Origin of the sequence: Paraburkholderia mimosarum LMG 23256 = NBRC 106338 (genome assembly GCF_000739815.1) — a bacterium.
GTDB classification, from domain to species: Bacteria; Pseudomonadota; Gammaproteobacteria; order Burkholderiales; family Burkholderiaceae; genus Paraburkholderia; species Paraburkholderia mimosarum.
Map to the genome: position 1 here is coordinate 49,733 of NZ_BBJJ01000004.1, position 26,421 is coordinate 76,153.

Below are 26,421 nucleotides of genomic sequence, written 5' to 3' on the forward strand. Positions count from 1 at the left end.
TTTTCTGTCAATTTGTGGCGATTTGTGGCAATCGTCCGCATTCGGTGAAATAATCGTTTCCTTGCGGCCGCAACGGCCCGCCCGTCTTTCAACCGATACGCAAAACCCCGATGGCCAGTTTCGTCGTCCTGCTGGTCCTGCTCTCGGCGCTCATGCACGCGAGCTGGAACGCCTTCCTTCATCTTTCGGGCGACCGCCTCTGGCTGCTCGGCATGTTCTCGATCCCGTACATCGCCGTGAGCGCGGTCGCCGTGTGCGTGCTGCCGCTGCCCGCACAGGCGAGCTGGCCGTATATCGCGGCTTCGGTGGTGCTTGAGTTCGCGTACTGCTTCACGCTGATCCGCGCATATCGCAGCGGCGACTTCGGGCAGATCTACCCCATCGCGCGCGGGCTCTCGCCGCTGCTCGTGTTCGTGGGCGCGCTGGTATTCGCGCACGAGCAGCTGCACGCATTCGCCGCAACAGGCGTTGCGTTCGTCTCGCTCGGCATCATGTCGCTCGCGTTCCGGCGCGGCATGCGCTTTTCGGGCGAGAGCGTGCCCTATGCGCTGCTCACGGGCCTTTTCATCGCGATGTACTCGGTCATCGACGGACTCGGCGCCCGCCTCGCCGGCAATGCGCTCAGCTACATCATGTGGGTGTATCTGCTCTGGAACGTCCCGCAGTTTCTCCTGGTCTGCAAGCTGCGCGGCGGCGCGGCGCAGATGTTCACTTCGAAGTCCGCGGTCGCGCGCGGCATGCTCGCGGGCGTGCTCGCCCTGACGGCATACTGCCTCGTGATCGAGGCGTTCCGGTTTCTACCGATTGCGATGGTTTCCGCGCTGCGCGAACTCTCGTCGATCTTCGCCGTGCTGATCGGCTGGCTCTTCATGAACGAGAAGCTCACGGCGCGGCGCATGGTGGCGTGCGCGCTGGTGACCTGCGGGGCGGTGCTGATTCGCCTCTGACCGTTCACGCGAACGCGGGCAAGGTCGTGTCGATTGCCTCGGCGAGCGTCTCGAACGCCGGCGGGATCTCTTCGTCGGGCACGCACGCGTAGCCGATCAGCAATCCCGCGTTCGCACGCTCGCGCGACGAGTAATACCCGGAAAGCGGCCGCACCACGATATTGCGCGCGAGCGCGGCTTCGGCCACGGCGCGGTCGTCGCTGCCTTCGGGCAGCTGCAGGACGACGTGCAGGCCCGCGTCGCCGCCGATGGCGGGCAAAGCGTCGCCGTAGCGGCGCGTGAGCGCGTCGAGCAGCACCTGGCGACGCTGGCCATACAGTGCGCGCATCTTGCGGATGTGCGAGGTGAAGTGCCCCTCGGCGATGAATTCGGCCAGCACGGCCTGCTGCAGCAATTGCCCCTCGCGATACAGCTCGGCGCTCGCGGTCGCGAAGCTTTCCGCGAGCGCTTCCGGCGCGACGAGATAGCCGACGCGCAGCCCCGGAAACAGCGTCTTGCCGAAGCTCCCCACGTAAATCACCTGGCCTGCCGTATCGAGCCCCTGCAAGGAGGCGAGCGGGCGGCTGCCATAGCGGAACTCGCTGTCGTAATCGTCCTCGATGATCGAGCACTGATGCTGGCGCGCGTACTCGAGCAGCATGCGCCGGCGCGCGAGGCTCATCACCATGCCGAGCGGATATTGGTGGGAGGGCGTGACCAGCATGAGCCGCGGCGGGGGCGCCGCGAAATCGGCGGGCGAAGGATTGAGACCTTCGCTGTCCACGGCAATCGGCCGCGTATTGAGGCCCGAGACGTGCAGCACGCTGCGCACGCCCCAGTAGCAGGGATCTTCGGTCCAGATCGTGTCGCCGGGGTCGGAGAGCAGACGAACGGCCAGGTCGATCGACTGATGGATGCCCGTCGTGATGATGATCTGCTCCGGCGAGCAGCGCACCGAACGCGAGGTGCGCAGATAGTCGGCCAGCACATGGCGCAGCAGCGCGAGCCCGCCGCCGGGCGCGTAGGTCAGCAGGTCGGGGCGCAGGCTGCGCCAGTATTTGTTGTGCAGACGCGTCCAGATGCGCGCCGGGAAGCGCGAGACGTCGGGCACGCCCGGCATGAACGCGCCGCCCTGGCGTTTCGACACCCCCGCGCTCGCGATCAGGCGCGCGCCGCGTGCGGAGAGCGCGCGGGCCGTGGCCGCGGAGCGCTGCGGGTGGTCTGTCGCGAGCGCGCCCTGCCCGCTGCCCATCGTCGCGCCGGGCGCTGCCGTGCTGGGCAGGCGCGCGGGGCTGTTAGTTGCAACGCCGCTCGCCCGCGCCGCCGCGCCAAACATTCCGCTATTTCCTGACGCTTCGATGGAGCCAATTTCCGCCGACCCGACGATCTCGTCCGGCGACGTATCGGCCACGTAGGTGCCGCGCCCCGTCGCCGACGTCACATAGCCTTCGAGCACCAATTGCTCGTACACCTGCGTCACGGTATTGCGCGCAATGCCCAGCTCGGCCGCGAGCAGCCGCGACGACGGCACGCGCGCCCCCGCGGGCAGCTCGCGCGAAAGGATCGCCTGCTGCAGCAGCTTGTGGAGCTGCCTGTAGACGGGCTGGGCGCTCCCGCGATCGAGCCGTTGGGCCAGCCAGTCGGACAGGACACTTGCGCGCATCGAAATTGGCTCCTAAAGATTGCACCGAATGGCTCTGAATTTTAGAGCCAAACGTGAGTATAGTCGCGACATGGATTACCCGCTGGTCCGCCAGCCAACCAGAGAACCGACACTGATTCCGAAGGAGATGAACGTGAGCAAGAACGCCGACCTGCAGAGCCGCAAGAACGCTATCACCCCGCGTGGCGTGGGCGTGATGTGCGACTTCTACGCCGAGCGCGCCGAGAACGCCGAGCTGTGGGACGTCGAAGGCCGCCGCTTCATCGACTTTGCCGCGGGCATCGCCGTGTGCAACACGGGCCACCGCCATCCGAAGATCGTCGCCGCGATCAAGGCGCAGCTCGACCACTTCACGCACACCGCCTACCAGATCGTCCCCTACGAGTCGTATGTCTCGCTGGCCGAGAAGGTCGCACAGCGCGCGCCGGGCAGCTTCGCGAAGAAGGCCGCGTTCTTCACGACCGGCGCCGAAGCCGTCGAGAACGCCGTCAAGATCGCGCGCGCCCACACCGGCCGGCCGGGCGTGATCGCCTTCGCGGGCGGCTTTCACGGCCGCACGCTGATGGGCATGGCACTCACGGGCAAGGTCGCCCCGTACAAGCTCGCGTTCGGCCCGTTCCCGGCCGACGTCTACCACGCCCCGTACCCCAACTCGGTCCACGGCATCAGCACGGCTGATTCGCTCAAGCACATCGAGATGCTGTTCAAGGCCGACATCGATCCGAAGCGCGTGGCCGCGATCATCTTCGAACCGGTTCAGGGCGAAGGCGGCTTCTACCAGGCGCCCGCCGATTTCGTGCGCGGCCTGCGCAAGATCTGCGACACGCACGGCATCCTGCTGATCGCCGACGAAGTGCAAACGGGCTTCGCTCGCACCGGCAAGCTGTTCGCGATGGAACACTACGACGTCACGCCGGACCTCATGACGATCGCCAAGAGCCTGGCGGGCGGCATGCCGCTCTCGGGCGTGGTGGGCCGCGCCGACGTCATGGACGCGGCAGCGCCCGGCGGCCTCGGCGGCACCTATGCGGGCAATCCGCTGGCCGTGGCGTCGGCCCATGCGGTAATCGAGATCATCGAAGAAGAGAAGCTCTGCGAGCGTGGCACGAAGCTCGGCGACAAGCTCAAGGCGAAGCTCGAGGCGATGAAGGCCGACGTGCCGCAAATCGCCGACGTGCGCGGCCCGGGCGCGATGAACGCCGTGGAATTCTGCAAGCCGGGCACGAGCGAAGCCGACGCCGACTTCACGAAGCGCGTGCAAACCGCCGCGCTGAACCGCGGCCTGCTGCTGCTCGTGTGCGGCGTGTACTCGAACGTCGTGCGTTTCCTGTTCCCGCTCACGATCCAGGACAACGTGTTCGACGAAGCGCTCGCGATTCTCGAAGAGTCGATCAAGGAAGCGGTGGGCGTGCCGGCGTAAGCCTGCAGCGCGCCGCTTCACCGCAAAGCCCGCCTGGCCCGCCGCGAGCGGGCCACCCACGCAACGGCACACCGGCGATTGCCGCTGTGCCGTTCGTTGTTCTAACTGAATTGCATCCACGGCTATCGGGAGTAGAGACATGAACCTGAAAGACGCATCGCTGCTGCAACACAACGCCTTCATCAACGGCGAATGGCAAGGCGCTGAAGACGGCGCCACGCTCGAAGTGAGGAACCCCGCGACCGGCGCGCTGATCGGCACGGTGCCGCGCATGGGCGCTGCCGAAACGCGCCGCGCGATCGCCGCCGCGAACGCCGCATGGCCCGCATGGCGCGCGAAGACCGCGAAGGAGCGCAGCGGCATCCTGCGCAAGTGGCACGACCTGATGATGGAGAACGCCGACGACCTCGCGCTCATCCTCACCACGGAACAGGGCAAGCCGCTCGCCGAAGCGAAGGGCGAAATCGGCTATGCAGCTTCGTTCCTCGAATGGTTCGCGGAGGAAGGCAAGCGCATTTACGGCGATACGATTCCGACCGTCGCCAACGACAAGCGCATCGTCGTGACGAAGGAACCCGTGGGCGTTTGCGCCGCGATCACGCCGTGGAACTTCCCCGCCGCGATGATCACCCGCAAGGTCGGCCCGGCGCTGGCCGCGGGTTGCCCGATCGTGCTCAAGCCCGCCGAAGCGACGCCGTTCTCGGCGCTCGCGCTGGCCGTGCTGGCCGAACGTGCAGGCGTGCCGCGCGGCATCTTCAGCGTGGTGACGGGCGATCCGAAGGCGATTGGCGGCGAGCTCACGAGCAACCCGACGGTACGCAAGCTCTCGTTCACGGGCTCGACGCCCGTGGGCCGCCTGCTCATGAGCCAGTGCGCCTCGACGGTCAAGAAGGTCTCGCTCGAACTGGGCGGCAACGCGCCGTTCATCGTGTTCGAAGACGCCGATCTCGATGCGGCGGTGGCCGGCGCCATCGCCTCGAAATATCGCAATAGCGGGCAGACCTGCGTGTGCACGAACCGCTTCTATGTGCATGACGCCGTGTACGACGCGTTCGCCGCGAAGCTGCGCGACGCGGTGGAAAAGCTCAAGGTCGGCCTCGGCACCGAAGCGGGCGTGACGCAAGGCCCGCTCATCAACGAAGCGGCCGTGCTGAAGGTGGAATCGCACATCGAGGACGCGCTCGCGAAAGGCGCCCAGGTGATCGCGGGCGGCAAGCGCCATGCGCTCGGCCACGGCTTTTTCGAGCCGACCATCCTCACGGGTGTGACGCCCGCGATGAAGGTCGCGCGCGACGAAACCTTCGGCCCGCTCGCGCCGCTGTTCCGCTTCTCGTCCGATGAAGAAGTGATCAGGATGGCGAACGATACCGAGTTCGGCCTCGCCGCCTACTTCTACAGCCGCGACATCGGCCGCGTGTGGCGCGTGGCCGAAGCGCTCGAATACGGCATGGTGGGCATCAACACCGGCCTGATCTCGAACGAAGTCGCGCCGTTCGGCGGCGTGAAGCAGTCGGGCCTCGGCCGCGAAGGCTCGCACTACGGCGTGGACGACTACGTCGTCATCAAGTACATGTGCATGGCCGGTATGTAAGCGGCCGGGCAGGACCGCACAGGGCGGACGGACGACGGGCGCCTTCGCTGGCGCCCGTGCGACCCTCATACCTCCAAAGCCGCCTGGCCCGCTAAATCGTCATACCAAAAACCCGAAACAGCAATTACACACGATTACACATTGCGCGCCCCTTGCGATTTGGGCACCCCATACAATCGATGCACTGAAAAATGGGGGAAACGAAAGTGAGAAAGGCACGAACGATCATTGCAGCGGCGGCCTGTCTGCTGGCATGCGCATCTGCTTCGGTGTACGCACATGGCGGCGGCAATGGTGGCGGCGGGGGTGGCAGCGGTGGCGGGAACGGCGGCGGGTATGGCGGTGGTCACGCCGGCGCGACGGGCGCAAGCCTTGGCCACTCGAGCTTCGGCCACGCGGACGGCATGTCGCTCGGCCATATGAGCAAGGCGGGCTTCAGCAATACCAACAGCCACGTTTCAGCGGACCGCGACAAGGGACATGAGCGAGCCGCCGACCGTTCTGCGCTCCACGCGCAGGCGCATCACGCGCACACCGACGGCAGGTCGTCCGCGCACATGAGCCGCGTGGGCCTGAGCAACACCAACAGCCACGTTTCGGCAGACCGGGACCAGGGACTCGCCCGCGCAAGCGACCGTGCCGCGCTTCAGGCGCCATCGCATCTGGGCGACCCGAGCTAGGCCAACGCCAAAGCGTTCGACCATACAGAAAAGCCGCGAATCGAGAGATTCGCGGCTTTTTCCAATCAGAACGGACAACGATCAAACACGCTCGATGGCAATCGCGATTCCCTGCCCGACGCCGATGCACATCGTGCAGAGCGCGAACCGGCCTTGCGTGCGATGGAGCTGATACGTAGCCGTAGTCACGAGGCGCGCGCCGCTCATCCCGAGCGGATGGCCGAGCGCGATCGCCCCGCCGTTCGGGTTGACACGAGGATCGTCGTCCGCAACGCCGAGCATGCGCAGCACGGCTAGCCCCTGCGACGCAAACGCTTCGTTCAGCTCGATCACGTCGAATTGATCGATGGTCATGTTCAGGCGAGCGAGGAGCTTCTGGGTAGCCGGCCCGGGGCCGATACCCATGATACGCGGCGCGACGCCGGCAGTGGCCACACCGAGCACGCGGGCACGCGGCACGAGCCCAAAGCGACGGGCGTTTTCCTCGTTGGCGAGCAACAGGGCGCAGGCGCCATCATTCACACCCGAAGCATTGCCAGCCGTGACCGAACCATCGGGGCGAACGACGCCCTTGAGTTTGGCGAGCGCCTCGAGGCTGGTCTCGCGCGGATGTTCATCGCGCGAAACGACGATCGGATCGCCCTTCTTCTGCGCAATCGTCACCGCCACGATCTCCTGGGCGAGCGTGCCATCGGCCTGCGCACGCGCGGCCTTCTGCTGGCTGCGCAGCGCGAATGCGTCCTGGTCGGCGCGGCTCACGTTGTAATCGACGGCGACGTTCTCGCCGGTCTCCGGCATCGAATCGACGCCGTATTGCTGCTTCATCAGCGGATTGACGAAGCGCCAGCCAATCGTCGTGTCATGGATCGCGGCGTCGCGTGCGAACGCGCTTGCCGACTTGCCCATGACGAACGGCGCACGGCTCATGCTCTCCACGCCGCCTGCGATCATCAGCCCCGTTTCGCCGGACTTGATCGCGCGCGCGGCGATTCCCACCGCATCCATCCCCGAGCCGCACAGGCGATTCACCGTCGAGCCCGGCACGGCCTGCGGCAGTCCGGCCAGCAGCGCCGACATGCGCGCGACGTTGCGGTTGTCCTCGCCCGCCTGGTTCGCGCAGCCGTAGATGACGTCGTCGATTGCCGTCCAGTCCACGTCCTTGTTGCGCGCCATCAGCGCCTTGAGGGGAACAGCGCCGAGGTCGTCGGCGCGAACCTGGGCCAGGGCGCCCGCGTAGCGGCCGATCGGCGTGCGTATCGCGTCGCAGATGAATGCTTCCGTCATGTGAGTCTCCTTTCGATCGCAGGCACTGATGCGATCCCATGCAAAGATGATTGAGATTGACGGACTGCGCGGGCGAAAAACGGGAGATCGAGCGCGCACGTCCTCGTGCGGTTTGTTCGACTATCGAACGTATGATCGTTAATCGAACAATTTGACGGCCATAATAGGCGTCTCGCGGGACGCGTGTCAAGCGTGCGGACGTGGTGCCAGAAACGAAAAAGCCGCACAGGACAAGTGTCCGTGCGGCTTCGCAGGCTCAGGCGAGCGCATGGCGCCCGCCTGTGAGGCATGCGCTCAACGCGACATCATGAGCATGCCGACGTTGTGCATGACCCAGATCGTGCCGAAGATCAGGAACGCGGCGGCCAGCACCGTGTACGCGAGCGAAAGCACGTTCCAGCCCTGCCCCGGCTTCAGGTTCAGATGCAGGAAGAACACGAGGTGCACGACCACCTGCACGAAGGCGAGCACGGCGATCGCGATGAGGGCCGTGGAGGCGTCGAGCGAGCCATGCAGGGCAACGCCGAATGCGCCCGCCGTGAGCAGCACCGCAAGGATGAAGCCCGCGACATAGCTGCCGAAGCTGCCGTGGGACTGAGCATGAGTATGAGCCATTTAGAGCACGCTCCCCAGATAGACAAAAGAAAACACGCAGATCCACACCACGTCGAGGAAGTGCCAGAAGAGGCTCAGGCACGTCAGGCGGCGGACTTCCTGCTCGCCGAGCTTCGGCGCGCGAACCACCTGGATCATCATCACGAGCATCCACAGGAGGCCGAAGAACACGTGCAGGCCGTGCGTGGCGACGAGCGTGAAGAACGACGAGAGGAACGCGCTGCGCTGCGGACCGGCGCCTTCCGCGATCAGGTGCGAGAACTCGCGCAGTTCGAGCACGAGGAACGACGCACCCAGTACGAAGGTGACGGCGAGCCAGCCGAGCACGGCGCCGTTCTTGCGCTGGTGCGCGCCGAGCATCGCGAAGCCGTACGTGATGCTGGAAAGCAGCAGCACGGCCGTTTCGACGGCAACGCCCGGAATGTCGAACAGGTCCTTGCCCGTGGGGCCGCCAGCGAACTGGTGGCTGAGGACGCCGAACGTGGCGAACAGCGCCGCGAACAGCACGCAGTCGGTCATCAGGTAGATCCAGAAGCCGAATACCGAGTGCGACTGCGGGTGATCGTGGTGATCGAGTTCGGCAAGGGTTGCCGCATGGGTTTTCTGCAACATCAGTAAGCCTCCTCAGCGACAATGTCGCGCTGCTTCGCGGCGACGCCGGTGCCGAAGCGCCGCTCTTCGATCTCGCGAACCTTCGCGGCCGGAATGTAGTAACCGTCGTTATTGCCAAAGCTCTTGACGATGACCGTCAGGACAGCGCCGACCAACCCGAGCACCGCGAGCCACGTGATGTGCCACACGGCCGCGAAACCCAGCACAAGGCTGAACAGGCCGACGAACAAGCCCGCCGCCGTGTTGGACGGCATATGGATGTCGGTGTACTTCGTGGCGAGCCCCGGGCCGCGGCCCGTTTCCTTCATGTGCGCGAAGGCGTCGATATCGTCCACGTGCGGAATGACGGCGAAGTTGTAGACCGCCGGCGGCGACGAGGTTGCCCATTCGAGCGTGCGGCCATCCCACGGGTCGCCTGTCACGTCCTTGCATTCCGCCTTGTTGCGGTTCACGAAGGCCATGACCCACAGCAGCACCTGGAACACGACGCCAAGCGCGATGATCGCTGCGCCGATCGCGGCGACGACGAAGTACGGCTGCCATTCGGCCACGTCGTAGTGGTTCGTCCGGCGCGTTGCGCCCATGAAACCGAGCACGTAGATGGGCACGAACGCCACGTAGAAGCCGACGAGCCAGCACCAGAACGACGCCTTCCCGAGCTTTTCGCTGGGCTTGAGGCCGAACACCTTCGGGAACCAGTACTGCAGGCCCGCGAGGTAGCCGAACACCACGCCGCCGATGATGGCGTTATGGAAGTGGGCGACGAGGAAGAGCGAGTTGTGCAGCACGAAGTCCGCGCCGGGGATCGCCATCATCACGCCGGTCATGCCGCCGATCGAGAACGTCACCATGAAGCCGATCGTCCAGAGCACCGGCGCGGTGAAGTGAACACGGCCGCGATACATCGTGAACAGCCAGTTGAAGATCTTCACGCCCGTCGGGATCGCAATGATCATGGTCGCGATGCCGAAGAACGCGTTGACGTCGGCGCCCGCGCCCATCGTGAAGAAGTGGTGCGCCCACACGAGGAACGCCAGCACCATGATCGCGCACGAGGCGTAGACCATCGTCTTGTAGCCGAACAGCGGCTTCTTGCAGAACGTGGCCATCACTTCCGAATAGATGCCGAACGCCGGCAGCACGAGGATGTACACCTCGGGGTGGCCCCACGCCCAGATCAGGTTCAGGTACAGCATGGCGTTGCCGCCCAGCTCGTTCGTGAAGAAGTGCGTGCCGACATAGCGGTCGAGGCCGAGCAGCGCCACCGCGATGGTGAGGATCGGGAACGTTGCCATGATCAGCACGTTCGAGCACAGCGCCGTCCACGTGAACACCGGCATCTTCATGAGCGTCATGCCCGGCGCGCGCATCTTGATGATCGTGACGAAGAAGTTCACGCCCGTGATCAAGGTACCGACGCCGGAAAGCTGGACCGCCCAGATGTAATAGTCGACCCCCACGTCCGGACTGAACTGCAGTTCGGAAAGCGGCGGATACGCGAGCCAGCCCACCTTCGCGAACTCGCCGACCACGAGCGACACGTTGATGAGGATCGCGCTGATCGCCGTCATCCAGAACGAGAGCGAGTTCAGGAACGGGAACGCCACGTCGCGCGCGCCGATCTGCAGGGGCACGACGAGGTTGAAGAAACCGACCATGAGCGCCATCGCCATGAAGAAGATCATGATGACGCCGTGCGCCGTGAAGATCTGGTCGAAGTGATGCGGCGGCAGATAGCCGGGCGAACCGAACGCCATGGCCTGCTGGATACGCATCATGACCGCGTCGGCGAAGCCGCGCACGAGCATGAGCACCGCCACGATCATGTACATCACGCCGATACGCTTGTGGTCCACGCTCGTGAGCCACTCGGTCCAGATGTACTTCCACTTGCCGGTCACGGTGACGAGACCGAGCACGCCGAGAACGATCAGCGCCATGAACGCCGCCGCGCCCATGATGATGGGCTGATCGAACGGGATCGCCTCTAATGTGAGTTTTCCGAACATGCTGCTTACCCCTTGGTCACGCACGACGGGTCACTGAAGTTCGTGACGTGGCCGTTGTTGTACTTCGCGATGATGTTGTTGAAGAGCTTCGGGTCGACCGTCGAGAAGTACTGCACGGGCGCCTTCTCCTGCGGCTGCGCGACCGTTGCGTACTTGTCCATCGACAGCTGGATCGACGACGCCTTCACCTTCTGCACCCACGAGTCGAAATCCTGCTGGCTCATGGCGAGCGTGCGGAACTTCATATCGGAGAAGCCCTTGCCGCTGTAGTTCGACGAGAGGCCGTCGAAATCGCCGGCTTCGTCGGCGATCAGGTGCAGGCGCGTTTGCATGCCCGCCATGGCGTACACCTGGCTGCCAAGCTGCGGGATGAAGAACGAGTTCATCACCGAGTCCGACGTGATGCGGAAGTTGACCGGCGTGCCGACCGGCACGGCCAGCTGGTTCACCGAGGCAATGCCAAGGTCCGGGTAGACGAACAGCCACTTCCAGTCGAGCGCGACGACCTCGACGTTGATGGGCTTCACGCTCGACTCCAGCGGCTTGTACGGGTCGAGCTCGTGACAGGTGCGCCAGGTGAGGACCGCAAGGAAAAGGATGATGGCGGAGGGAATGGCCCACACCACCACTTCGATCGCCGTGGAATGGGCCCACTTCGGCGCGTAGGTCGCGTTGCGGTTGGAGGCCCGGTAACGCCACGCGAACAGGAGCGTCAGGATGATGACGGGCACCACGACCAGCAGCATGGCCCATGTGGCCGTGGCGATGAGCGATCTTTCGGCCACGCCCACGCTGCCCTTCGGGTCCAGCAGGGCAAAATTGCCGCTGCACCCTGCAAGAGAAACGAGCAGCCCGCTGCCGAGGGGGATTAACCACCTTTTAAAGACTCTTCTGTCTTTCATGTTTGCCTGTTCCGTTGTCCACCAAAACGCCTAACACCCAACACATTTGCATCGCAAACTCGCCACGCAAAATGCTCCCGTATCGTATTCAGCGCGATTCTACGGAAAGGACAATGCGCGAAATTTGATCTTTATTAAGGAGTGGCGAGCCGGTTAAAGCTCGCCCAGGCAAGCGCGACGGAAGGCCGCAATTATCTTTCTATCGGCTTTCGGCATCCTGAACAGCCGCCACGGGCCGGACTCCCGTTCGGCGGACGGCGAGCGGGCAGGCGATGAAAGCGAGCGAAGGGCGAGCGCAGTCTGCTTCGAAAAACGTCACAAAGTGTCCAGATTCATTCGAATCCCAACAGCGGTTTTTTATCTCGCTTTTACCGAAATTCCTGGCATTGGCCAATTAATCTTTTTTAACGGGAAATAATTGACTGCAATCAAATAACCGGCTGCTAATTCCTCTGCTGCGCGCATATGCCGCATATCCCGACGCGGCGCTCGAGCGGCTTTTCGTGCGCGCTCGTCGCCGAAGCTCGGCACCGCCCCTCCCCTGTCCACTGTTGGCGAAAACCGATCGCATGCGCTATCTTGATAGTCTCTTCCAAGCGCCGCCGCAAGATCGAACCGCCAATCCATGAATTCTGCTTCCAGTGCCTCGCCAGACCGTTCCGCCGAAAAGCAGGAGATTCCCGAAAAGCCGGGCGACTCCTACGTGCAGTCATTCGCGCGCGGGCTTTCGGTGATCCGCGCGTTCAACGCCGAGCATCCCGAGCAGACCCTCACGGACGTCGCCGCCGCCACGGGCCTCACGCGCGCGGGCGCGCGCCGCATCCTGCTCACGCTGCAGACGCTTGGCTACGTCGAGGCCGACGGACGGCTCTTTCGCCTCACCCCGCGCATTCTCGATCTCGGCTTCGCCTATCTCACGTCGATGCCGTTCTGGAATCTCGCCGAGCCGGTGATGGAGGAACTGTCGCAGGAAGTGCACGAAAGCTGCTCGGCAGCCGTGCTCGACCGCACCGAGATCGTTTATGTGCTGCGCGTGCCCACGCACAAGATCATGACGATCAACCTTTCGATCGGCAGCCGCCTGCCCGCGTATTGCACGTCGATGGGGCGCGTGCTGCTCGCCTCGCTGGACGAAGCCGCGCTCGACGAAACGCTCGGCTCCTCGCCGCTCTATGCGCATACCGCGCGCACGGTCACCGACATCGGCGAGCTCAAGAAGATCATCGCTCAGGTGCGCCAGCAAGGCTGGGCCATCGTCGACCAGGAACTGGAAGGCGGCCTCATCTCGATCTCGGCGCCCATCCGCAACCGGCAGGGCCGCGTGATCGCCGCGATGAACATCAGCGGCAATGCGCAGCGCACGTCGGCGAAGCAGATGGTGAAGACCTTTCTCGAACCGCTTCAGCAAGCCGCGACGCGCGTCTCCGACATGGTCGCCCGGCGTACCTGAGGGCAAGGCGAGCACCTGAGAAGGAACTGAGCGCGCCGCCCGGCAGGCTCACGCGGCAGCGGCGAACACCTGCACGAGCCAGTCTGCGAAAGCGCGCACGCGCAGCGACAACTGGCGGTTCTGTGGGTAAAGCAGCGAAACCGGCAATGGTGGCGGAGGATGCGAAGGCAGCACGACGCACAGCTCGCCCGTGGCGAGCTGCTCGCGCACGCGGTAGCGCGGCACCTGCACGATGCCCAGCCCCGCCAGCGCGCCGGCCGTGTAGATCTCCGCACTGTTCACGGCCACCGGGCCCGGCAGCGTCACGTCGACAACGCCATCGAGTGTCGTGAATTCGAGCGGCAACGCACGGCCCGTGGCAGGCGAAACATAGTTGACTGCGCAATGGGCGAGGCGTCCCGCGCCACCCGCATGCGCACCATCGAGCGCCTCGATCGACTCCGGGTCGCCGTGCCGTTCGAGATACGCCGGGCTCGCGCAGGTCACCTGCTCCAGCAGCGCCACGCGGCGAGCGATCATCGAGGAATCGGCCAGTTCGCCCGCACGCAGCACGCAGTCCACACCTTCGCCCACGAGGTCGACGAAATGATCGCCCGAGCCGATGAAGAGTTCGATGCGCGGATAGCGCGCGAGGAATTCGGGCAGGCGAGGCATCACGAAATACTGCGTGAGCGTGCCCTGCATGTTCACGCGCAGACGGCCCTGCGGATCGGTATCGCGAAACGCCTCCTCGGTTTCCTCGAGGTCGGCGAGCAGGCGCGTGCAACGCTGGTAGTAGGCTTCGCCGTCGAGCGTGGGCTTCACCTGGCGCGTGGTGCGTTCGAGCAGGCGCACGCCGAGCCGCGCTTCGAGGCGCTTGATCGAGTTGGTGACCGTCGCGCGCGGCAGGTTCAAATCCTCGGCCGCCTGCGTGAAGCTGCGGCGGTCGACGATGCGCGTGAAAATCTGCATCTCCTGGAAGCGGTCCAAGGGCGTTCTCTTTGAGTTCTCGGGTCGCTTGCATCTTCTCACGGCGACCCCGCCCGACCAAAAATCCCCCAGCCGATGCGAGCCCTTAAGCAGCGGTTAAGGACCGCGCCCGCACTATCCGGCCGCGACCCGCCTCACGATCTCGACGAACGCCTCGCCCGCCGCTTCCAGATGCCCCGAGTTGTCGATGCGCGAGAACGCGGCACCCGGCGGCACCTCGAACACGGCGCGCCGCGCGAGGCGCGCCGCGACCTGCTCCGGTGTCTCGCGCGCCCGCGATGCGAGGCGCGCGGCCAGCACGTGTTGCGCGGCTTCGATATGCACAAGCGTCATGCGGGCGTAGCGCCCGAACGCCTCGCGCGCATATTCCCGCGAGCCGTTCACCACCACGGTGCAGCCGAGCGCCATCCACTGGTCGATCTCCACGCCCACGCCATAGCGCAGCGCGTGACTGCGCCATTGCAGCGCGAAGAGACCGCGCTGCGAGCGCGCCTCGAATTCGGGCTCGGTGAGCGCGATGTGGTTCTCGCCGCCACTGTCTTCGCGCGTGATGTATCGATGCGCGAACACGACGCTCTCGCCGGCGAGGCGCCCGCGCGCATAACGCAGCAGCGTGTCCTTACCCGCGCCCGAAGGCCCCATCACGTAGATCAGACCGCCTTTCATGCATGCCCCCCTGCGAACGGCAGGCGGCGCCACAGTGCGAACGGCGCGCCCGGCTCCGGCTCGACGAAGAGCGCCGCGCCTTCCACCGGCAGCGGCCCGGCGTCGCGCATCCGCGTATTCCAGGCCTCGACGAGTTGCGCGCGCGCTGGCGCATCGTTCAGCGAATCGGAAAGTGTCATGTGAAAGCGAAATTCTTCGAACACGTACGGATACCCCCATTGCTCGACGTAGGCCCGCTGGCGCGCCGTGAGCGGCGCATCGAGGCGCTTCGCGAGTTCGGCGCCCGTTTGCGGGGTGCGCAGCGAGTCGAGCGCGCGCAGTGCATCGGCGGCGAGTTCGCGCAGCGCCGTTTCGCCGGCTTCGTCGGCCGGGCACAGCGCCACGAAACGGCCGATCGTCGCCGCCTCGACATGGACCGCCAGGCGCGCCTGCCGCTGCGCCCACTGCTGCGCGGCTGCCACGAGCGTTTCGGGCGCCACGCCGGGCGCGAGACGGAACGGCGGCACGAGCGTGCCATGCCATCCATAGCGGCGTGGCGCGACCGTGAGCGTTTCCAGCGGTTGCGAGAGTCCGTCGATCAAAGGCGGCGCAAGCTCGTCGCCCGTTTCCGGATCGCGGCCGAGCCACGCGCAGCCCGCCTGCCACCATGCCGATTCGCGCGGCGGCGCATAGTAGAGCGCGAAGCGCGCGGCTTCGCTCCAGTCTGCCCGCGGCACGCTCATAGGTCGTGCTCCACCATCAGCTGCACGCGATCGGCCGCGAAGTGCGTGATGCCGTACTTGATCGGCGTGCCGTCGAGATCGACATCGACGTTTTCCACCCACAGCACGGGCTGCTGACGGTTGATGTTCAGGCGTCGCGCCACCTCGGCCTCGGGCAGCACGCTGCCGATGCGGCTCCACTTGCGCAGATAGTCCGTCACGCCATATTCGGCGAGCGCCTTCGAGGTGCTGTCCACGCGCTCCATGACGACGGGCAGATCGGCGAAGCGCGCGGCCGGATACCAGCTGCGCGCGTAGGTGAGCGGCACGCCGTCCGACTCGTGCAGCGTTTCGAGCCGGTAGACGAGCGCGCCCGCGCGCAGGCCCAGCGCCTTCGCGACCGTGGGGTCCGCCTTCACGCGCGACGACGCAAGCAGCTTGCCCGCCGCCGAATGTTGATGGCGCTTCAGGTTCTCGGTGAAGCGCGTGCGCTTGCCGATGGTGTAGTCGATCGCGCCTGGCTGCACGAAGGTGCCGCGCCCCTGTTCGACGCTCACGAGGCCGAGCGCCGCGAGTCCCAGCATCGCACGCCGCACCGTGTGGCGGTTCACGTCGAAGCGGCGCGCGAGTTCACCCTCGCTCGGCAGGCGGCCGTCTTCGCCGAAGCCCTTCGCGGCGATCTCGGCCGCGAGGATCTGCTCGATCTGCCGCCACACCGCTACGCCCGCACCGCGCTCAAGCAGGCTGGACGGCGCGTCGTCGTTCGATGTCATGGTGCTGTCATTCCTCTCGGTTTCAATGGCGTTTTGTGCATTGTAGTGCGCATGGCGTGATGGAAATGTGAAAACCTCCATTCCATCGGCGCGCCCAACTGTACGAATAGACGTCTAGACGTTTAGACGAATAGATGCTTCAATGGATGCTGTTCGCAAGCCCGGTTGCCATGTCAGTCCTTCCTTCGTTCACGACACAGGAATTCCGATGAACGCCTCCTCTCACTCATCCTCTGCCGCCGCCCGGCGCGCCTGGATGGCGGTTCTCGCGCGCACGCCGCGCGCCGAGCTCGAAGCGGCACTGGGCAAGGCGCTCGGCGGCGCGCCCGCACCCGCCTTCGACTGGTTGCGCCCGCCGCAAACGGGTCTTGCCATGGTGCGCGGGCGCGTCGGCGGCACCGGCGACGCCTTCAACCTTGGCGAAGCCACCGTCACCCGCGCCACCCTGCGCCTGCGCGCCTCGGACACCCAGGCCACGGGCGCAGGCGAGCCCTGCCCTGTCGGCGTGGCGTGCCATCTGGGCCGCGACAAGCGCCGCGCCGAACTGGCCGCGCTCGCCGACGCGCTGCTGCAAGTTCCCGCGCACCATGCCCGGTTGCACGCGCAGTTGATCGAGCCGCTCGCGGCGCGTCTCGCCGCACGGCGCGATGCGCGCCGCGCCGATGCAGCCAGCACGCGGGTCGAGTTCTTCACGATGGTTCGAGGTGACGCATGAGCGACGCACGCAATGCCATGACGCCTGATTTGCTCGCGGCGCTCGCGCCCGGCTTCGGCGATCCGGTCCATGACAGTCAAGCCGTGTTCCGCACGCTGCTCGACGTCCTGGCGCGGCCGGGCACGATCGGCGTGATCGAAATGCGTCTGCCGGCGGCCGAAGTCGCTGCCGCACGTGCCGGCCTCGCCGCGTTTGCGGGGCTGCTCACGCTCGCCGACTACGCCACGCCTGTCTGGCTCGCGCAGCCCGACGCCGCGCTCGCGGCCGCGTTGCGCTTTCACGCAGGCGCGCCGCTTGCCGAGGCGCCGCGCGAAGCCGCGTTCGCCTACGTGCACGACGCCGCCACGCTGCCGCCGCTCGACGCCTTCGCGAGCGGCACGCCCGAGTCGCCCGAGCAATCCGCCACCGTGTTCGTGCGCGTGGAAGCGCTCAGCGGCGGCGCCCCGCTCGCGCTGCGCGGCCCCGGCATCGAAACGACCCGCGCCATCGCGCCCGTCGGCCTGCCCGAGCGCTTCTGGCACGAACGCGCCGCGCTCGCGCCGCACTTTCCGTGCGGCATCGACTTCTATCTCGTGTGCGGCGATCGCCTTCTCGGCCTGCCGCGCACCACGCTCGTGGAGATGCACTGATGTACGTCGCCGTCAAAGGAGGGGAACGCGCGATCGAAGCGTCGTGGCGTCTGCTCGACGAGGCTCGCCGCGGCGATACGCGCGTGCCCGAGCTCACCGTCGCGCAGATCCGCGAACAGTTGCGCCTCGCCGTAGCGCGCGTGATGGCCGAAGGCTCGGTCTACGACGAGGAACTCGCCGCGCTCGCGATCAAGCAGGCCGCAGGCGATCTCGTCGAAGCGATCTTTCTGCTGCGCGCGTATCGCACCACGCTGCCGCGCTTCGGCTATACACAGCCCGTCGAAACGGAAAACATGGTGGTGGAGCGCCGCATTTCCGCGACCTTCAAGGACGTGCCCGGCGGCCAGGTGCTCGGCGCCACTTACGACTACACGCAGCGCCTGCTCGACTTCGCGCTGCTCGCCGAAGGCGACGATGGCGCGAACCGCGCCGAGCCCGCGCCGCGCGCAGCGCCGCCCGATGAGCCGATGCCGCGCGTGCTCTCGCTGCTCGACAAGGAAGGCCTGATCGAGCAGGAAACGCGCTCGCCCGCGCCGCGCGAACCCGGCGACCTCTCGCGCGAGCCGCTGGCGTTCCCCGCCGATCGCACGGTGCGCCTGCAGAATCTCGCGCGCGGCGACGAAGGCTTCCTGCTCGCAATGGGCTATGCCACGCAGCGCGGCTACGCGCATTCGCACCCGTTCGCGGGCGAGATCCGCTTTGGTTCGGTATCCGTAGAAATGGTGCTGGACGAACTGGATGAAGCCGTCGAGATCGGCGAGATCGAGTTGACCGAGTGCCAGATGATCAACCAGTTCGCGGGCGCGAAAGACGTGCCGCCGAAATTCACGCAAGGCTATGGCCTCGCGTTCGGCCACGCGGAGCGCAAGGCAATGGCGATGGCGCTGGTGGACCGCGCGCTGCGCGCCGAGGAACTGGGCGAGACGATCGCCTCGCCCACCCAGGACATCGAATTCATGCTCTCGCATAGCGACAACGTGGAGGCCTCGGGCTTCGTTCAACATCTGAAGCTGCCGCACTACGTGGACTTCCAGGCCGAGCTGGAACTCGTGCGGCGGCTGCGCGCGCAGCACGAAGAAAACACCGATGCCGGCGCGCCGAACAGGGAGGCCGCATGAACGCGCCCGATGCCTTGCAGATCACCGCAGCCGAAGTCGCCTCGCACGAAACGCAGGCCGTTTCCGGCTACAACTTCGCCTACCTCGACGAACAGACCAAGCGCATGCTGCGCCGCGCGCTTCTCAAGGCCGTTGCCGTGCCGGGCTATCAGGTGCCGTTCGCCTCGCGCGAAATGCCGCTCCCCTATGGCTGGGGCACGGGCGGCATTCAGGTGACGGCGGCCATCATCGGCGCGAAGGACACGCTCAAGGTGATCGACCAGGGCTCGGACGACACCACGAACGCCGTGAACATCCGCCGCTTCTTCGCGCGCACGACGGGCGTCGCCACCACGCGCCGCACGAGCGAGGCGTCGATCATCCAGACGCGCCACCGCATTCCCGAAACGCCGCTCACTCACAGGCAGATTCTCGTCTACCAGGTGCCGATGCCCGAGCCGCTGTTCCGGCTCGAGCCGCGCGTGGCCGAATGCAGGAAGCTCCATGCGCTCGCCGATTACGGCCTCATCAGCGTGAAGCTTTATGAGGACATCGTGCAGCACGGCAGCATCGCCACGACCTACGATTACCCGGTGACGGTGAACGGCCGCTATCTCACTTCGCCCTCGCCGATCCCGAAGTTCGACAACCCCAAGCTCAACATGAACGCCGCGCTGCAGCTGTTCGGCGCGGGGCGCGAACGCCGCGTCTACGCGATTCCGCCCTACACGCCCGTCAAAAGCCTGGACTTCGACGACCATCCGTTCGAGGTGCAGCGCTGGGAGCACGCGTGCGCGCTGTGCGGCTCGCGCGAGAGCTTCCTCGACGAGATGATCGTCGACGACTCGGGCAAGCGCATGTTCGTCTGCTCGGACAGCGACTACTGCCACGAGCGCCGCGAAGATATCGATGCGCGCGCAACGACGAAATCGGGAGAAACCGCATGACGCCGCTGCTCAGCGCACGCGCGCTCACGAAGCAGTACGGCGGCCGCAATGGCTGCCGCGACGTGAACTTCGATCTGTATCCCGGCGAGGTGCTGTGCATCGTCGGCGAGTCGGGCTCGGGCAAGACCACGCTGCTCAACACGCTCGCGCTGCGCACCGAAGCCGATTCGGGCGCGCTGCACTACACGGGCGCGAACGGCGAAACGCTCGACCTGCGCACGCTTTCGGAACCGCGCCGGCGCCTGCTGGCGCGCACCGAATGGGGCTTCGTGCAGCAGAATCCGCGCGACGGGCTGCGTGCGGGCGTCTCCGCCGGCGCCAACATCGGCGAGCCGCTCATGGCCGTGGGCGCGCGCCATTACGGGCAGATTCGCAACACCGCGCAGCAATGGATGCAGCGCGTGGAGCTGGACGCCATGCGCATCGACGAACTGCCTTCGGCGTTTTCGGGCGGCATGCAGCAGCGCCTGCAGATCGCGCGCAATCTCGTGACGGGCCCGCGGCTCGTGTTCATGGATGAGCCCACCGCGGGCCTCGACGTCTCCGTGCAGGCGCGCCTGCTCGACCTGCTGCGCACGCTCACGACCACGCTGCATCTCTCGGTGCTGATCGTCACGCACGACATCGGCGTGGCGCGTCTGCTCGCGCATCGCTTGATGGTGATGCAAGGCGGCACGGTGGTCGAATCGGGCCTGACCGACCAGGTGCTGGACGACCCGCAACATCCCTATACGCAGACGCTGGTGGCCTCCGTGCTGCCGGTCTAGGATGATCGACATGACATTCACTCCATCATCGGCGCTCACGCCGGGCGCGCAGCGCGGCACGCGCGCGTTCATCGAGCGCCCCGCGCTCATGCTGCGCGCCGAGGACGTGCGCAAGACCTTCACGCTGCACGGCCAGGGCGGCATCGGCATCGAAGCGCTCGCGGGCCTCTCGCTCGACGTGGCGCGCGGCGAATGCATCGTGCTGGTCGGGCCCTCGGGCGCGGGCAAGAGCACGTTCTTGCGCTGCCTGTACGGCAACTATCTCGCGAGCGGCGGCTCGATCGCGATCCGCGACGAAGGCGCGCCGCTCGAGCATCTGGAGGTCACGGGCGCCGCGCCCCACGACATCCTGCGTCTGCGCCGCAACGTGGTGGGCTACGTGAGCCAGTTCTTGCGCGTGATTCCGCGCGTGAGCGCGCTCGATATCGTGGCCGCGCCGCTCGTCTCGCGTGGCGTGGAAGAAGACGAGGCGCGCGAACGGGCGCAAACGCTGCTCGCGCGCCTGAACGTGCCGCGCCGCTTGTGGCCGCTCGCACCCGCCACGTTTTCGGGCGGCGAGCAGCAGCGGGTGAACATCGCGCGGGGCTTGATCGCGCAGCACCGCGTGCTGCTGCTCGACGAACCCACGGCTTCGCTCGATGCGGAGAACCGGGAAGTCGTCGCGAGCCTGATTGGCGAGGCGCGCGAGCGCGGCGCGGCGATCGTCGGCGTGTTCCACGACGAGGACACGCGCGTGCGTGTCGCCACACGCGTGCTCGAACTGACCGCGCCGCGCGCGCAAACGCCGCTCACGGCCGCTGCGTGAACCCTGATTGCAGACTGAACATCGAAATCTGATACGGAGCCTGACGATGTTGATCAAGAACGCTCGCATCGTGACGCGAGACGACGTTTTCACCGGCACGCTAAGCGTGGAAGACGGCAAGATCCGCGACATCTCGCGCGGCTCGACCGCCGCGTCCGAAGCCGAAGACTGGGAAGGCGACTTCCTGCTGCCCGGTCTCGTCGAGCTGCATACCGACAACCTCGAAAAGCACCTTGCGCCCCGCCCCGGCGTGCATTGGAACACCGACGCCGCGTTCGTCATCCACGACGCGCAGATCGCGGCGGCCGGCATCACCACGGTGTTCGACGCGCTCGCCATCGGCACGCGCCTCGCCGTGGGCGTGCGCGGCCGCGACGTGCAGCTCGCGAGCGCCGCCGCGCTCACGCGCTTTTCCGAGCGCAACCTGCTGCGCGCCGAGCACTTCCTGCATCTGCGCTGCGAGATCGCCACTGAAGACGTGATCGAGCTGTTCGATACGCTCAGCGAGCACCCGCTGCTGCGCCTCGCCTCGGTGATGGACCACACGCCGGGCCAGCGGCAGTGGCACGACCGCGAGCAATGGCGCAAATTCCAGGAGCGCCACGGCAAGTGGACAGACGAGCAGACCAACACCATGCTCGCCGAAATGGCCACCGAACAGGAACGCTACGCGGACGCACACCGACTCGAAATCGTGCAGCGCTGCCGCACGCGCGGCATTCCACTCGCGAGCCATGACGACACGCTCGTGGAGCACGTCGAGCAGGCCGCCGCCGAAGGCATCGTGCTCGCCGAATTTCCGACCACGCGTGCGGCCGCCGAGGAAGCGAAAAAGCGCGGCATCGCGACGATCATGGGCGCGCCGAACGTCGTGCGCGGCGGCTCGCATTCGGGCAACGTCTCCGCGCTGGAGCTGGCGCAGGCGGGGCTACTCGACATCCTTTCGTCCGACTACGTGCCCTCGAGTCTCCTGACCGCCGCGTTCGATCTCGTGACCCAGGCCGACTGGACGCTGCCGCGCGCGCTCGCCACGGTCTCCTGGGAGCCCGCCAGCAAGTCGGGCCTCCATGACCGCGGCGCGATCGAGCCTGGCCTGCGCGCCGACTTCGTCCGCGTGACGATGCTCGACTCGCTCCCCGTGCCGCGCGCGACCTGGCGCGCGGGCGTGCGCGTCGTGTGACGCTCAGCAGGCGCTGCCCCGGGGCTGCGCCTGCTGCTTTTGTTGCGGCGCACAAAATCGCGTCGCCGGCTGGCCTGTCACGGGCCGAAAACCAACGGCGCGCCGTCGTTCGATCTCAATCTCCATCCGCGCGGCCTCGCATTCATCGGACTGTTGCGGCAGCGCATCGCCCACGCGGTCGCACGCGCCATGACCCGGGCGCGCCCTCTATGCCCCATTGGCCTTGCGCAACAAGGCTTCGCCTCAGATCGTACAAGAGCACGGGCGTGCGCTTATTGCTCCGCTTGACGCCATCCGGTATTACACTAGCGACGCAGCAATTTCCGACCTGGTAAGCTTGCCGCGCTTCGCTGGCCGCAGGCTGGCAGGTCCAACAATAATCCGGCGCAAGCCGCGCCGGAAAATGCGCCCTGGCGGCACGACCGCACGCGACGCGCCCTGAACCATCTCGAGGAGTACCCATAGTGAAGAAACTGCTTGCCGCCCTCACGGTTGCCCTGCTCGCCGTCTCGGCCGGCGCCGCCCATGCGAAGGACTGGACCACCGTGCGTTTCGGCGTCGACGCCAGCTACGCACCGTTCGAATCCAAAGCACCTGATGGCAAGCTGGTCGGCTTCGACATCGACCTCGGCAACGAAATCTGCAAGCGCCTGAACGCCAAGTGCGTGTGGGTCGAGCAGGACTTCGACGGCATGATCCCCGGCCTGAAGGCCAAGAAGTTCGACGGCGTGCTCTCGTCGATGACGATCACCCCGCAGCGCGCAGAGCAGATCGCCTTCTCGGCGAAGCTGTTCAACACGCCGACGCGCCTCGTCGCCAAGAAGGGCTCGAGCCTCGCGCCGACGGCTGACTCGCTCAAGGGCAAGTCGGTTGGCGTCGAGCAAGGCACCATCCAGGAAACCTACGCGAAGGAAAACTGGGCGCCGAAGGGCGTGAACGTCGTTCCCTACCAGAACCAGGACCAGGTCTATGCCGACCTGATCTCGGGCCGTCTCGACGCCGCGCTGCAGGACGAAGTGCAAGCCGATCTGGGCTTCCTGAAGACCCCGCGCGGCGCCGGCTTCCAGTTCGCGGGCAAGGAAATCCCGACGGGCGCAGCCGCCATTGGCCTGCGCAAGGAAGACACGGACCTCAAGACGAAGATCGACAAGGCCATCGCCGACATGATCAAGGACGGCACGTACAAGAAGCTCGAATCGAAGTACTTCGACTTCGACGTGTACGGCAGCTAAGCGCCGCACCGGCGCCCCATAGCAGCGCACGAAGCCCGGACTTGCGTCCGGGCTTTTTCTTTTCCGGATTTTTATTTCGCATTCCATATTTTTCGGCGATGCGGCAAGCACGCCGGGCACGAGGGTTCCGGCACTGCGGCGAATCCGCTAATATCGAGCTACCGCGCCTTTCGGGGCGACCTTCAACTCCAATGCCTATCGCGGGCCGCCGCGCCACGCGTATCCATCATGCAAACCCGCAACCATCCGTTGATCGCGCCCGCGCTCGGCACCGAGCGGCAAATCACGAGCTTCCACTACGGCCCGTCGGGCGGCCCCAAGGTCTATATCCAGTCGTCCCTGCACGCCGATGAACTGCCGGGCATGCTCGTCTCGTGGGTGCTGCGCCGCAAGCTCGCGGAGCTGGAAGCCGCGGGCCGCCTTCGCGGCGAGGTCGTGATCGTGCCGGTGCCCAACCCGGTCGGCCTCAACCAGCACTGGCTCGGGCATATGATCGGCCGCTTCGAATCGAATACGGCACAGAACTTCAACCGCAACTTCCACGAACTCACCGCGCTGGTGCTGCCGAATATCGAGGCACGCCTCGGGCCTGACGAAGCCGCGAACCGCACGGCCATTCGCGCGGCCATGGGCGAAGCCCTGGCTGCACAGCAGCCCAGAACGGAGCTCGATTCGATGCGGCTCGCGCTGCAGCGCCTTTCGTATGACGCCGACATCGTGCTGGATCTGCATTGCGACTGGGAAGCCGCCATGCACATCTACACGAACCCGGAGCTGTGGCCCGAAGTCGAGCCGCTCGCGCGCTATCTCGACGCCAAGGCCTCGCTGCTCGCGCTCAACTCGATTGGCAATCCGTTCGACGAGATCCACAGCTTCTGCTGGTCGGAACTGCGCGAACACTTCGGCAACCGCTACCCCATTGCGCACAGTTCGATTTCGGTGACGGTCGAATTGCGCGGCCAGCGCGACGTCTCCCACGAGTCCGCCGAGCACGACGCTCAGGCCATCGTCGACTATCTGACCGGACGCGGCGTGATCGAAGGCACGGCCGCGCCGCTGCCGCCGCTCGCCTACGCGGCCACGCCGCTCGCGGGCACCGAACCGATCGTTGCGCCGGCCAGTGGCGTGCTCGTATTTCGCGTGGATTGCGGCACGTGGGTGGAACGCGGTGCGGCGATCGCCGATATCGTCGATCCGCTCGCCGACACCGTGACGACCCTGCACGCCGGCGTGAGCGGCGTGATGTACGCACGCCAAAGCACGCGCTTCGCCACGGCCGGCATGGAAGTCGCGCGCATTGCCGGCGAAAAGCCCATCCGCAGCGGCTCTCTGCTCTCGCTGTAACGCTTAACCGGAAAATGGCTCGCGCCAGCTGCGCGAGCCATTTTTACGGGTTCTCCTTGCACTCCGGGTGGAGGAAAAGTGTCATCTCCCCCGCACTTTTCCGCGTCATGGCTACGGAGCGGTGTTGACTGACTCGTCTCACTCTATACGATCGTCCCCGACGTATCGGGCCACGAGCGTCATCGGCCCGGTTACTCCAATGTCGATCCGGACCGTGTGGCCGCTGCCGGGCGCGACATCACAAGTTCGTCCTTCCATGTTTTCCATGCGAGTCAGGGTTACGTCGCGCGAGCCGCCCGGAGTAACGATCTCCAGTGCGTCGCCAACGGCAAAGCGATTCTTCACTTCGAGCGTCGTAAGCCCGCTCGCTGCGTCATAAGCCAGCCATTCGCCGACGAACTGTTGACGCGCGTTGCCCGATGCTCCGCTGGCGTAGTTCTGATAATCCTCGGAGCGATGCCGCTGCAGGAAGCCGTCGGTGTAGCCACGATTGGCGAGGCCGTCGAGGCGACCGATGAGCCCCGCGTCGAACGGGCGGCCGGCGATCGCGTCGTCGATGGCGCGCGCATAGATCTGCGCGGTACGCGCGACGTAGTAATGTGACTTGGTGCGACCTTCGATTTTCAGGCAATCGACGCCGATATCGATCAGTCGCTGCACGTGCTCGATCGCGCGCAGATCGCGCGAATTCATGATGTACGTGCCGTGTTCGTCTTCGGACACCTCCATCCATTCTCCGTGGCGGCGCCCTTCTTCTTCCAGCAGATACACGTTATCCGCTGCCGTATGGCGCGGCACGTGTTCGCCTTCAGGCGTGAGCGCCGATTCGGTCATGCGATAGCTCCAGCGGCAGGCGTTGGTGCAGGTGCCCTGATTCGAGTCGCGGTGATTGAAATAGCCGGAGAGCAGACAGCGGCCGGAATACGCCATGCACAACGCGCCGTGCACGAAGACTTCGATTTCGGTGTCAGGGCAGCGTTGACGGATCTCGGCGATCTCGTCGAGCGAGAGTTCGCGCGACAGGATCACCCGCGATACGCCGATCGAATTCCAGAAACGAACGCTGGCGTAGTTGACCGTGTTGGCCTGCACGGAAAGGTGGACCGGCATGTCGGGCCACGTCTCGCGGACCATCATGATTAGTCCCGGGTCGGCCATGATCAGTGCATCCGGTCCAAGGGCCACTGCATCGCTCAAGTCCCTGATGAAGGTGTCGACCTTGCGGTTGTGCGCCATCAGATTGACGGTCAGGTAGAAGCGCTTGCCGGCGGCCCGGCAGGCTTCGATACCTTTGCCGAGGAAGCCCGTGTTGCGGAACTCGTTGTTGCGCGCACGCAGGCTATAGCGCGGCAGCCCTGCGTACACCGCATCGGCGCCGTATGCGAGAGCGTAGTTCAAGGCGCGCAGCGAGCCGGCGGGGCTGAGGAGGGTTGGGCGCTTCATG

Annotated in this window: 26 protein-coding genes; 14 read left to right on the top strand and 12 right to left on the bottom strand. The window is 65.9% G+C overall.

Annotated features, from left to right (window positions below; genetic code table 11):
* Window positions 1-110 precede the first annotated feature (110 nt).
* Window positions 111-947, top strand: a complete 837-nt coding sequence (locus tag BMI01S_RS04315; RefSeq protein WP_028209713.1) for an EamA family transporter — start codon at window positions 111-113, stop codon at window positions 945-947.
* A 4-nt stretch (window positions 948-951) separates the two neighbouring features.
* Here BMI01S_RS04315 and pdxR read toward each other — a convergent pair whose 3' ends face one another.
* Window positions 952-2,589, bottom strand: a complete 1,638-nt coding sequence (gene pdxR, locus BMI01S_RS04320) for a MocR-like pyridoxine biosynthesis transcription factor PdxR (RefSeq protein WP_028209714.1) — start codon at window positions 2,587-2,589, stop codon at window positions 952-954.
* 127 nt (window positions 2,590-2,716) lie between these two features.
* Between pdxR and gabT the strand changes: the two genes are divergently transcribed.
* The 3 genes from gabT to BMI01S_RS40645 all read left to right on the top strand — a co-directional run bounded on the left by gabT (window position 2,717) and on the right by BMI01S_RS40645 (window position 6,280).
* Window positions 2,717-4,009, top strand: coding sequence for a 4-aminobutyrate--2-oxoglutarate transaminase (gene gabT / locus BMI01S_RS04325; RefSeq protein ID WP_028209715.1), 1,293 nt, complete (start codon window positions 2,717-2,719; stop codon window positions 4,007-4,009).
* A gap of 139 nt (window positions 4,010-4,148) precedes the next feature.
* Window positions 4,149-5,600: an NADP-dependent succinate-semialdehyde dehydrogenase gene (gene gabD, locus BMI01S_RS04330; RefSeq protein ID WP_036044734.1), complete on the top strand. Its 1,452-nt coding sequence runs from the start codon at window positions 4,149-4,151 to the stop codon at window positions 5,598-5,600.
* 206 nt (window positions 5,601-5,806) lie between these two features.
* Complete coding sequence (locus tag BMI01S_RS40645) at window positions 5,807-6,280, top strand: hypothetical protein (RefSeq protein WP_154671207.1); 474 nt, start codon at window positions 5,807-5,809, stop codon at window positions 6,278-6,280.
* 81 nt (window positions 6,281-6,361) lie between these two features.
* On the opposite strand, the gene pcaF is transcribed toward BMI01S_RS40645, so the two are convergent.
* From pcaF to BMI01S_RS40650, 6 genes are all read right to left on the bottom strand, one after another.
* Window positions 6,362-7,564 (bottom strand): 3-oxoadipyl-CoA thiolase, encoded by a 1,203-nt coding sequence (gene pcaF / locus BMI01S_RS04340; RefSeq protein WP_028209717.1) that lies wholly within the window; start codon window positions 7,562-7,564, stop codon window positions 6,362-6,364.
* A 294-nt stretch (window positions 7,565-7,858) separates the two neighbouring features.
* Complete coding sequence (gene cyoD, locus BMI01S_RS04345; RefSeq protein ID WP_028209718.1) at window positions 7,859-8,179, bottom strand: cytochrome o ubiquinol oxidase subunit IV; 321 nt, start codon at window positions 8,177-8,179, stop codon at window positions 7,859-7,861.
* A complete protein-coding gene (cyoC, locus tag BMI01S_RS04350) occupies window positions 8,180-8,791 on the bottom strand; it encodes a cytochrome o ubiquinol oxidase subunit III (protein WP_036017683.1) in 612 nt (203 codons plus the stop codon).
* Window positions 8,791-10,800: a cytochrome o ubiquinol oxidase subunit I gene (gene cyoB / locus BMI01S_RS04355; protein WP_028230693.1), complete on the bottom strand. Its 2,010-nt coding sequence runs from the start codon at window positions 10,798-10,800 to the stop codon at window positions 8,791-8,793. Before cyoB ends, cyoC begins: the two co-directional genes overlap by 1 nt.
* Window positions 10,801-10,805: 5 nt before the next feature.
* Complete coding sequence (cyoA, locus tag BMI01S_RS04360) at window positions 10,806-11,702, bottom strand: ubiquinol oxidase subunit II (protein ID WP_042288435.1); 897 nt, start codon at window positions 11,700-11,702, stop codon at window positions 10,806-10,808.
* Between the two features lie 357 nt (window positions 11,703-12,059).
* Window positions 12,060-12,329, bottom strand: coding sequence for a hypothetical protein (locus BMI01S_RS40650; protein WP_154671208.1), 270 nt, complete (start codon window positions 12,327-12,329; stop codon window positions 12,060-12,062).
* Here BMI01S_RS40650 and BMI01S_RS04365 point away from each other — a divergent pair.
* Window positions 12,328-13,152, top strand: a complete 825-nt coding sequence (locus BMI01S_RS04365) for an IclR family transcriptional regulator (RefSeq protein WP_036044736.1) — start codon at window positions 12,328-12,330, stop codon at window positions 13,150-13,152. The two genes, BMI01S_RS40650 and BMI01S_RS04365, sit on opposite strands and share 2 nt — an antisense overlap.
* 48 nt (window positions 13,153-13,200) lie before the next feature.
* On the opposite strand, the gene BMI01S_RS04370 is transcribed toward BMI01S_RS04365, so the two are convergent.
* The 4 genes from BMI01S_RS04370 to phnF form a co-directional block, all read right to left on the bottom strand.
* Window positions 13,201-14,121: a LysR family transcriptional regulator gene (locus tag BMI01S_RS04370; RefSeq protein WP_028209723.1), complete on the bottom strand. Its 921-nt coding sequence runs from the start codon at window positions 14,119-14,121 to the stop codon at window positions 13,201-13,203.
* Window positions 14,122-14,235: 114 nt separating this feature from the next.
* Window positions 14,236-14,787: a phosphonate metabolism protein/1,5-bisphosphokinase (PRPP-forming) PhnN gene (gene phnN, locus BMI01S_RS04375; RefSeq protein ID WP_028230696.1), complete on the bottom strand. Its 552-nt coding sequence runs from the start codon at window positions 14,785-14,787 to the stop codon at window positions 14,236-14,238.
* Window positions 14,784-15,509 carry a DUF1045 domain-containing protein gene (locus BMI01S_RS04380; protein WP_028209725.1) on the bottom strand — a complete coding sequence of 242 codons (726 nt, stop codon included), beginning with the start codon at window positions 15,507-15,509 and terminating at the stop codon, window positions 14,784-14,786. The genes phnN and BMI01S_RS04380 overlap by 4 nt, the downstream gene beginning before the upstream one ends.
* The gene (phnF, locus tag BMI01S_RS04385; RefSeq protein WP_028209726.1) at window positions 15,506-16,261 is read right to left on the bottom strand and encodes a phosphonate metabolism transcriptional regulator PhnF; all 756 of its coding nucleotides are present in this window, start codon (window positions 16,259-16,261) and stop codon (window positions 15,506-15,508) included. The genes BMI01S_RS04380 and phnF overlap by 4 nt, the downstream gene beginning before the upstream one ends.
* A gap of 208 nt (window positions 16,262-16,469) precedes the next feature.
* Between phnF and phnG the strand changes: the two genes are divergently transcribed.
* The 9 genes from phnG (at window position 16,470) to BMI01S_RS04430 (ending at window position 24,977) form a co-directional block, all read left to right on the top strand.
* The gene (gene phnG, locus BMI01S_RS04390; RefSeq protein WP_028230697.1) at window positions 16,470-16,976 is read left to right on the top strand and encodes a phosphonate C-P lyase system protein PhnG; all 507 of its coding nucleotides are present in this window, start codon (window positions 16,470-16,472) and stop codon (window positions 16,974-16,976) included.
* A complete protein-coding gene (gene phnH / locus BMI01S_RS04395; protein WP_028230698.1) occupies window positions 16,973-17,605 on the top strand; it encodes a phosphonate C-P lyase system protein PhnH in 633 nt (210 codons plus the stop codon). The genes phnG and phnH overlap by 4 nt, the downstream gene beginning before the upstream one ends.
* A complete protein-coding gene (locus tag BMI01S_RS04400) occupies window positions 17,605-18,723 on the top strand; it encodes a carbon-phosphorus lyase complex subunit PhnI (protein ID WP_028230699.1) in 1,119 nt (372 codons plus the stop codon). Before phnH ends, BMI01S_RS04400 begins: the two co-directional genes overlap by 1 nt.
* The gene (locus BMI01S_RS04405; RefSeq protein ID WP_028230700.1) at window positions 18,720-19,649 is read left to right on the top strand and encodes an alpha-D-ribose 1-methylphosphonate 5-phosphate C-P-lyase PhnJ; all 930 of its coding nucleotides are present in this window, start codon (window positions 18,720-18,722) and stop codon (window positions 19,647-19,649) included. Before BMI01S_RS04400 ends, BMI01S_RS04405 begins: the two co-directional genes overlap by 4 nt.
* Window positions 19,646-20,416 (top strand): phosphonate C-P lyase system protein PhnK, encoded by a 771-nt coding sequence (gene phnK, locus BMI01S_RS04410; protein ID WP_028209731.1) that lies wholly within the window; start codon window positions 19,646-19,648, stop codon window positions 20,414-20,416. The genes BMI01S_RS04405 and phnK overlap by 4 nt, the downstream gene beginning before the upstream one ends.
* A gap of 10 nt (window positions 20,417-20,426) precedes the next feature.
* On the top strand, window positions 20,427-21,221 hold the full coding sequence (gene phnL / locus BMI01S_RS04415) for a phosphonate C-P lyase system protein PhnL (RefSeq protein WP_028230701.1): 795 nt from the start codon (window positions 20,427-20,429) through the stop codon (window positions 21,219-21,221).
* Between the two features lie 46 nt (window positions 21,222-21,267).
* A complete protein-coding gene (locus BMI01S_RS04420; protein WP_028230702.1) occupies window positions 21,268-22,401 on the top strand; it encodes an alpha-D-ribose 1-methylphosphonate 5-triphosphate diphosphatase in 1,134 nt (377 codons plus the stop codon).
* 464 nt (window positions 22,402-22,865) lie between these two features.
* Window positions 22,866-23,633 carry an ABC transporter substrate-binding protein gene (locus BMI01S_RS04425; RefSeq protein WP_028209734.1) on the top strand — a complete coding sequence of 256 codons (768 nt, stop codon included), beginning with the start codon at window positions 22,866-22,868 and terminating at the stop codon, window positions 23,631-23,633.
* A 228-nt stretch (window positions 23,634-23,861) separates the two neighbouring features.
* The gene (locus tag BMI01S_RS04430; protein WP_028209735.1) at window positions 23,862-24,977 is read left to right on the top strand and encodes a succinylglutamate desuccinylase/aspartoacylase family protein; all 1,116 of its coding nucleotides are present in this window, start codon (window positions 23,862-23,864) and stop codon (window positions 24,975-24,977) included.
* Between the two features lie 138 nt (window positions 24,978-25,115).
* Here BMI01S_RS04430 and trhP read toward each other — a convergent pair whose 3' ends face one another.
* The gene (gene trhP / locus BMI01S_RS04435) at window positions 25,116-26,420 is read right to left on the bottom strand and encodes a prephenate-dependent tRNA uridine(34) hydroxylase TrhP (protein ID WP_028209736.1); all 1,305 of its coding nucleotides are present in this window, start codon (window positions 26,418-26,420) and stop codon (window positions 25,116-25,118) included.
* Window position 26,421: the final 1 nt, after the last annotated feature.